This window comes from Methylobacterium sp., from assembly GCF_019745455.1.
Taxonomy (GTDB): Bacteria; Pseudomonadota; Alphaproteobacteria; order Rhizobiales; family Beijerinckiaceae; genus Methylobacterium.
In genome coordinates, this window is the sequence record NZ_JAIETD010000164.1 from 1 (window position 1) to 7,474 (window position 7,474).

Below are 7,474 nucleotides of genomic sequence, written 5' to 3' on the forward strand. Positions count from 1 at the left end.
CGCTATCGCCCGATGTGTCCCTGAAGCTCGTTCTGTACTGCCTGGGACGCGCCGGTTGCCGCCTGAGTCTGGCCTAGGATGCCTGCGCCTAACTCAGCCGAGGCGAAGAGACGAGGCTGGGAGTGTCGAGCGATGCGGGATGGAGCGCCGGCGCGTTGAGCCGTTTGCACTTGGACATGCCCGATGGTCATGGCAACCCGTTGCGATGAGCAAAATCGACCCTTGGATCCAACGTGTTTTGACACTCAACAAATTACACCGGATGGTCCGATTAAGACTTATTTTCTACGAATTCTATGGCCTATCATTACGAGAGGACGATCATATGGGTGATTACCTGTATATTCGCCAGAACCAATCATTTCTAATGTCGGGAACAACTTTCCATTGAGCGCATCATCAACTTCTGAACGCCCCTTATATACAGACATAACCCGCTCAAACGAGTTCTTTGCCGAAAGACTGTTAAAGAAATGCACCTCTTCATCGTCTAATTCACGATGGACAATGGTAGGAGGCTTCGCCTTTAACAAATCTGCAGCAGTGACTTTTGCGTTCTTCGCTTTGTCCGCTATCGTTACGAACCTCGTGGAGACGCCGCTCAAATATGCTATCGCGCGAGTTGGGCTGATAGGCAAAAAGACGTCGGAGTTTGTGCAGTAAGATAATTCGCCGCCCAGTAACTTAGCGGACATTTCCCTCATAATTTCGATGCCCGGTACAGCTGGAGCTATACTTGTTAGATATGGGACCAGCATGAAATCGATTGGTCCTCTATCCGAAACGATGAATTTTCTTGTTGAGCCGGCTCGTATGTTTAACGTCATTATAGATCGGCAATTGTGTGCTGGATCCACGATCCTAGAAATTCCTCGTACTGACTTCGAAAGAGTAGAAGTCATTAGGAGCATGGCGTCCCGCTCTGTTCGAAATTTGCTTGTTAACGGATGTGTATATTTCTGCATGATCGCAAGGAATTCGGCGTGGGCTTTCGATGGTCCACGACCCAAGTTTCGCCCACGTCCTGCGAGTGAGATGATGAAGTCTTCGACTTTAGCGGAACTAGACGTGCCGTTTCGATGGTAATCACCAGCAACCAACCTAGCAAAGTAGGGGGCCATGATTGCTTCTTCTCTGCTGTAGTCCATTTCTAATTCATTTGAACCATCTGAAAGGGTGTTTCCATTTTGCTCGCCGCCAAACGTACTGGTCGATTTTCCACAAAGATTCACACGACCATCAGTCACTTCGAATATAGACACTTGACCGTTAGGCGCCCGGAAGTTCTTTAATATGAAATGCGAGATGTTGTGATGAAAGGGGGAGATCCCTTCACTTTCGTTAGGCGCATCAGTTCTAACGTCTCGTTCCATATATTGCCCTCCTCAACATCATCAACTATGTGCTGGAGATAATCGAGTAGTATTTGGATTTTCAATTCGTACGCTGAGTTCAGGCATGCATATTGCCGGCGCCTCAAGCCGGTCGCACTCGGACAGGTCTGGGTGGTCCCATTTCCCGACGAGGCGCTCTATGATCTCGACCGGCACCGGATGCTCCCGTTCCCGGTTCCTGCGGGACAGGTCGCGGTGGGGCGCCTCAAGCGCGACGATCCGGATGGCGAACCCGTAATCGAAGGCGAGGCCGATCATCTTCTCGCGCAGATCCCGCGTCACTCCCGTCGAGTCCCAGACGAAGGAGGTCTTCGACCTGAGATGCGCCTTGGCGGCCTCCTTGCCGGCCTCGAGGACCGGTCCCTGGGGCTTCTCCGGCCCGATGCGCATGGCGCGCCGGATCTCGTCCAGGGAGACCACGGGACGGCCCTCCGCGTTGCGGAGGATCCAGCTTGTCTTGCCCGCCCCCGGCAGCGCCGACATGAGGATCAGCTCGGGACGGTCGGCCGGCGCTCCGATGGGGAAGCGGGGGTCGAGGTCGCCGCGACGCGACAGGTAGAGGAACCGCTCGCGCTCGCCGGCGAACGGGAAGGGGTCGTCCAGGCAGTCGTGCTCGGCGGCGATCGCGCGGTATTCCTCGACGGCCAGCTCCATCATGTCCCGGTCGTCGCAGATCCGACCTCGCGCATCGGCGCGCGCCAGGATCGCGAGCAGACGGTTGCCCGAAGTCAGGCTCTGACCGGCGACGATGCGGCGCGCGTCCTCGTACTGGCGCTCATGGAGCCAGAACGGCGACTGGTGACGTGAAATTAAGGCGCAGACGATCTCCCGGAGTCGGGGTTCGAAGTCCTGCCGCCAGAGGATGCCGCGGGCCATGACGGCGCCGGCCCGCGAGTGGCCGTGATGGTGCACCCGCTCGATGCCGTCGACGATCTCCGTCGAGGCCGTGGCGGGCTTGGCGACGTCGTGCAGCAGCGCCGCGGCGAAGGCGGCAAGACGGAGGTCGTCGGGAAGGCATCGCCATTCCGGATCGGCGACGAGCTCCTCCGTCACCATGCGCACGTGGATCCAGACGTCGCCCTCCCGGTGGTGCACCGGGTCGTGGGCCGCGCCCCGCAGCGCCTGGATCCAGGGATAGGCCGCGTCGATGCCTTCCCAGTCGAGCGACCAGGACGGCTCCGTCGGCATGAAGGTGGATATCGGCGTCACGGCCGGCGGGCTCCTCGTATGGACCGGGGCGGATCTAGCAGGCCGGCCCGGGACTATGGCTCCGGAACGGGTAGAGGCCCTCCCGCTCGGCGAACGCCTTCAGGGCGGGAAGGGTGTCGATCGCGAGTTCCCAGCCTCTGGAATCCGCGATCCGATCCGCCTCGACGGCTTCGATCATCGCCCGCTCGTGGGCGGCTTGCTCCAGGGCCGCCAGCTCGTCGGACATCGCGTAGCTGACGCTACCGACGTCGACGTGCGGCCCGTGCAGATCCCGACAGTCGCTCTCGGACTTCTGCATCGCCCCGGCCAGCGTATAGGCCATGCCGGAATGCGATCCCCTGACCGAGTAGGAATAGGTCTCCCCGTCGGTCTCGAGGACGAGCTCCCGATCCGGGCCGCGCCAGTAGCTGTTGCCGACGCGCCGGGAGATCGAGATCTCGTGCCGGCCGATCTTGCCGACCCAGCTGCCCTCCTCGACTTCGAAGAAGGGTAGGATCCTCAAAGCCATGGCCGTCTCCTGCTTGCGATGCGCGTTGGGTGGTAGGGACCGGATCGCCGGGGGTTCGACCCGACGATCGGCATCAGGGCTTCGGACCGGCCGGCTCGGCGCCGTCTTCCAGCCAGTGGAGGGTCGGTGCATAGATGTCGGCACCGGGCACGAGCACGTTCGGCACGATGGGGCGGCTGTGCCAATGCTGGTCGGCCGCCTGGATTTTCTGGATGAAGTCGGGCCTCACGAGCTTGAACCGCTCGACGACCCGGCCGTCCTCCTCGATCTTGATGTACAGGCCCTCGGCTGCCCGGGTCGGCTCGAAGTGATGGACGTTCCGCTCGGGCTCCAGTCCTTCGCGGCGGATCGATGCCTCCAAGGCCTCGCGCCAGTCCTCGCTCTTGTAGAGCGACGCCTCGGTCCATCTGAGGTCGCGCCCATGGACCGGATCCTCGCGGACCGAGACCAGGGACATCAGGTGATCGAGGGAGACCACCGGGCCGTCGTAGATCACGGGGACCGAGACGACCGGCAGGCCATGAAGCAATGCATGACGCTCGTCGGTGCCGAGGAAGTCGTTCATCGAACGGTCGAAGATGTCGAATTCGAACCACCAGTGGGGTAGCCGGTCGTAGAATGACGTGTGCCCCGCGAAGCACCATTCCCCGAACGGTCTGTACCGATCTCCCATGACGCCGAGGAGGGTGTCGTTGTGGATCGTGAGCCAGTCCTTGAAGCGGTTCCACTGGCGCTCGCGGTGGAGGTCGCGGCGGGTGAGATCGATCAGGTGGCCGCGCGAACCGGCGAACGCGTTCCAGGAGGCGTCCCAACCGAAGCGGGTGTTGCTTCCGTCGACCTTCTCCTCGACCACCATGCGGCGGCCCTTGAAGCGGCCGATGTCGACGACCTCGAGGTCCTCGTCGCCCTTCTGGAGCCCGCTGCCCTTGATGTGCCGCGTCCTGGGATATTTCAGATATTCGTCCATGGCGCGGCCTCCTGCCTCGAGACGAACGAATGTTCTCCAGGGCGTCGCGGGAAGAGGGCGTTTAACGCGTCCTCCTCGAGAAATCCATTCCTTCAGGGTGGTGCCTTCCGGGATGGTTGATGCTTCGTTCAGGGGCGGGGCCCTTCGTACGGGACCGCCTCGACCGGCGGCGCGCGCAGCATCTCGACCGCGTTGTCCAACGCCTCGCCCGAATGGCCGGCGGCCGTGGCCTCGTCGATCAGGGCCTGCAGCGCGACCCGCAGTTCGTCGTCGGAGATCGGGCCGGCCTGGCAGCGCACGATCTCGATCTCGGCCATCGCATCGAGGAGATCGTCGAGATCGGCCGGGTCCGCGCCCTGGTTCAGAGCCATCGTCCACCGGGCCTGGAACTCTGCCTCGGCCTGGGTGACGCCCCGGGTGAGATCGGCGTAGTCGTTTCCGTTGTCGTAGCGGCCGAGCACGCCGTAGCTCGCGGTCTCGCCCACGAGAGACACGCCGACGACGATCGTCTCGCCGGCGAAGCGGTCGATCTGATCCAGGTAGGCGCTGTCGCCGGAGAAGGAACCGTAGTCGACGATGTGCGTGCCGACCGCCTGCTTGCGGGCGCTGCCGGCCTCCTCTCTCACGATTTCCAGAAGATCGTCGATCGAGGCGGTCTCCGCACCTTCGGCGTCGATCGCGACCTCGATCGTGTTGGCGTCCTTCTCGTCCGGGAAGCGGTCGTGCTTGAGGAGGAACTTGAGCTGCTGGGTCACGGGTCTCTCCGGCGTTCTCATGCCGGAGAGTGTCAGGAAGCGTCGCAAGACCCAAAGGCGCCGCGATCTCAGGCGGCCGCGCGCGCCAGAAACTCCGCGCGCATGTGCTCCTGGCGTACGCCCGAAGTCACCGAGACCGACACCTTCTCGAACAGGTCCGCGTACGCCATGCGTCGTTCGATCGGATCGTCGGAGTGGTCCTCGACCGGGCGGTCGATCAGGCTAGCAACAAGAGCCGTCGTGCCGGCGTGCCGGGTCGGGGTACGCCATCCGGCATCGGGGTCGATCCGGTCCAGCAGCTGGCGCGCCAGATCGGCGAAGACGGTGCGGTAGTCCTCGATCTCGGACGTCGCGCCGTGCAGCCGGGACACGATGCCCTCCACGAGCTGCTGGCGTACGTATTCCGGGCTTTCGTCGTCCATGGCGGTACTCCTTCGCGGGCGGACGGTACCCGGCGCGACGCGGCGCGTGAAGGCCGGCCTGTCGCCGAAGCTAGTGGAAGCGGGCGGCGGATATCGAGCGGCGGAGGTCGGGCATGGCGCCGGAGGCACCGGCCGCCTGCAGGATCGCCGCGTCCGACAGGAGGCCCGCGTCGGGGATGCGCTGTCGTCCGCCGCGCGTGGACGTCACCAGGAGGTCGCCGCCGGGCAGGCGCAGCAGATCGACGAGGCCGCTGCCCGCCCAGGCGGACACCACGGCGATGTTCTGGACGACGGAGCGCCGGCGGGCGATCTCCAAGGCCGAACCCAGGAGCTCCGGGATGCCCACGTCGCACCGGTCCCCCGCCCAGCGCAGGCGCGCGTCGGCGGACCACGCCAGGGCGTCGGCATCCGGTATGGTGTCCAGGAGTATGTTGGAACCGGGACCGTAGTGGTCGCGGTCCCGCTCCGTCGTCGCGGCGCAGACCACGAAGTTCGGATCCCAGGCGCGCTTCGGCTTGCGCCTGACCCTGGGCAGGGCCTTGAGCGCCGCCTCCGGACCGCGCTCGGCGCACAGACGGGATAGCGCCATGCGCTCCTTCGTTCCGCGCGGTACGCCGTCGAGACCCCGGAACGATCGATCCACGGCGATGGAGAGCAGGCCGCCGCCCCAGCTGTCTGCGACCTGCTCGACGACCGACCGGGGATCGAAGGGACCGGGACGGTTGTAGACCGTCACCACGAAGATCGCCGCCATGCCGCCGCCGGCAAGCGGCGCGCTGTCGATGCGGCGGGAGAGCAGATTGCGGATGGAGTGCTCGCCGTCGCCGGGATTGGCCGCCCTCAGCCGATCGATGTCCGAGAAGTCGTCGGCCTCGATCAAGGCGTCGATGAAGGAGATCGCCTTCGCCGCCTGATCCGTCTGGAACATGGTCCCGATCTCGACTGCGAGATCCCTACCGGCCCGTGCGCTCATGACGTTCCTTGAATGGTGTGTCCGAGTTCATTCCTTCGCAGCCGGGTGTGAAGGGATGGTTACCGGCCTACAATTTATGCGCCCGGCACGACTTTTCCTCACGCCGCGCCTGCGCTCGGGGTTGCCATGAAGGAATGGAGGCGGTCTTATCGGCCGGAGATTGACGGAGCGGTCACCATGTTTTCGAAGCGGGGTTCCTTCGGGGGGAGCTTGGGACTGTCGGTCCTCGCAGGCATCGCGGCCAACATGCTGGTCTCCGGCGTGGCTTCGGCCCACGTGAAGTGGTTCTGCGCATACGACATGACCGGCAGCCCGCGCGATCTCGATCAGGTGCTCTGCGCCGATTTCGAGAAGCTGGTGGCCCTCTCGCTCGGCGGGCTCGTCCTCGGCTGCTTCGCCGAGTGGTCCGCCATGGGCGAGCCCCTCACCCGCGCGCTGGACCGCGTCACGGCATGGCTGCGCGCCAACATCGACGTGCTGTTCCGCGGCACGGCGGCGTTCTTCCTGATCTCGGTCTGGAACGCCGGCGGCATCATCCTGACCCCCGAGCTGAAGACGGACCTCGGTTTCATCTCGTGGATCCAGTTGGCCATGGCCGCCTGCCTCATGTGGCGCATCACCATGCCCCTGACGTCGATCGGCATCGTCGGGCTGTTCATCTACGCGATCTCGAAGTACGGCGCGTTCCACCTCGCCGACTACCCGGTCTTCCTGGGCGTCGCGGCCTACCTCGCGCTCACCGGCCTCGGCCGCGACTTCCGGGGCATCCGCCCGCTCGACATCCTGCGCTGGACGGCCGCCGTCACGCTGATGTGGGCCTCGATCGAGAAGTGGGCCTATCCGGAGTGGTCGTTCCCGCTGCTGGACCAGAAGCCCTCGATGTCGTTCGGCTTCGGCTCGGAGACGTTCATGGTCGCGGCCGGCGCCGTCGAGTTCGTGCTCGCGTTCGCGCTGGTCTGGACGCCCCTGGTGCGCCGCGCCGCGGCCGCGGTCCTGATCGGCATCTTCGTCTCCGCCGTCTTCGAGTTCGGCAAGATCGATGCGATCGGACACGCCCTCATCGTGGTCGCCCTGCTCGCCATCCTGGCCGACGATGCGAAGGCGGAGGTCCGGGCGCGGGACATGGCGATGGCGCCGTTCGCCTACGCCTCGGCGCTCGTGTTCTTCCTCTTCCTGTTGATTTCCGCTGAGAGTTGACCCGGCGTTTTCGTTGAGAAGTGACCCAGGTTCAGGGGTTGATGTTTAT

General features: G+C 63.8%; 8 protein-coding genes. 1 reads left to right on the forward strand and 7 read right to left on the reverse strand.

Features of this window, described 5'->3' with window-relative positions; all coding sequences use genetic code 11:
* Positions 1-278: 278 nt before the first annotated feature.
* The 7 genes from K2Y56_RS25315 to K2Y56_RS25345 form a co-directional block, all read right to left on the reverse strand.
* The gene (locus tag K2Y56_RS25315; protein WP_292514600.1) at positions 279-1,373 is read right to left on the reverse strand and encodes a DUF4238 domain-containing protein; all 1,095 of its coding nucleotides are present in this window, start codon (positions 1,371-1,373) and stop codon (positions 279-281) included.
* A 21-nt stretch (positions 1,374-1,394) separates the two neighbouring features.
* Positions 1,395-2,603, reverse strand: a complete 1,209-nt coding sequence (locus K2Y56_RS25320) for an ATP-binding protein (protein WP_292514603.1) — start codon at positions 2,601-2,603, stop codon at positions 1,395-1,397.
* Positions 2,604-2,637: 34 nt separating this feature from the next.
* Positions 2,638-3,111 (reverse strand): hypothetical protein, encoded by a 474-nt coding sequence (locus tag K2Y56_RS25325; RefSeq protein WP_292514606.1) that lies wholly within the window; start codon positions 3,109-3,111, stop codon positions 2,638-2,640.
* Positions 3,112-3,184: 73 nt separating this feature from the next.
* Positions 3,185-4,078: an RNA ligase family protein gene (locus K2Y56_RS25330; protein ID WP_292514607.1), complete on the reverse strand. Its 894-nt coding sequence runs from the start codon at positions 4,076-4,078 to the stop codon at positions 3,185-3,187.
* A gap of 128 nt (positions 4,079-4,206) precedes the next feature.
* Positions 4,207-4,833, reverse strand: coding sequence for a hypothetical protein (locus K2Y56_RS25335; protein ID WP_292514611.1), 627 nt, complete (start codon positions 4,831-4,833; stop codon positions 4,207-4,209).
* A gap of 68 nt (positions 4,834-4,901) precedes the next feature.
* Complete coding sequence (locus K2Y56_RS25340) at positions 4,902-5,255, reverse strand: hypothetical protein (protein WP_292514613.1); 354 nt, start codon at positions 5,253-5,255, stop codon at positions 4,902-4,904.
* 70 nt (positions 5,256-5,325) lie between these two features.
* Positions 5,326-6,228, reverse strand: a complete 903-nt coding sequence (locus K2Y56_RS25345) for a hypothetical protein (RefSeq protein WP_292514616.1) — start codon at positions 6,226-6,228, stop codon at positions 5,326-5,328.
* Positions 6,229-6,405: 177 nt separating this feature from the next.
* Here K2Y56_RS25345 and K2Y56_RS25350 point away from each other — a divergent pair, with 177 nt between their 5' ends.
* On the forward strand, positions 6,406-7,425 hold the full coding sequence (locus K2Y56_RS25350) for a hypothetical protein (protein ID WP_292514619.1): 1,020 nt from the start codon (positions 6,406-6,408) through the stop codon (positions 7,423-7,425).
* Positions 7,426-7,474 lie beyond the last annotated feature (49 nt).

What these genes read in the sequence shown, in the direction of transcription:
- K2Y56_RS25315 (WP_292514600.1), bottom strand. Translation starts at nt 1,373, where the DNA reads ATGGAACGAGACGTTAGAACTGATGCGCCTAACGAAAGTGAAGGGATC.
- K2Y56_RS25325 (WP_292514606.1), bottom strand. Translation starts at nt 3,111, where the DNA reads ATGGCTTTGAGGATCCTACCCTTCTTCGAAGTCGAGGAGGGCAGCTGG.
- K2Y56_RS25330 (WP_292514607.1), bottom strand. Translation starts at nt 4,078, where the DNA reads ATGGACGAATATCTGAAATATCCCAGGACGCGGCACATCAAGGGCAGC.
- K2Y56_RS25340 (WP_292514613.1), bottom strand. Translation starts at nt 5,255, where the DNA reads ATGGACGACGAAAGCCCGGAATACGTACGCCAGCAGCTCGTGGAGGGC.
- K2Y56_RS25345 (WP_292514616.1), bottom strand. Translation starts at nt 6,228, where the DNA reads ATGAGCGCACGGGCCGGTAGGGATCTCGCAGTCGAGATCGGGACCATG.
- K2Y56_RS25350 (WP_292514619.1), top strand. Translation starts at nt 6,406, where the DNA reads ATGTTTTCGAAGCGGGGTTCCTTCGGGGGGAGCTTGGGACTGTCGGTC.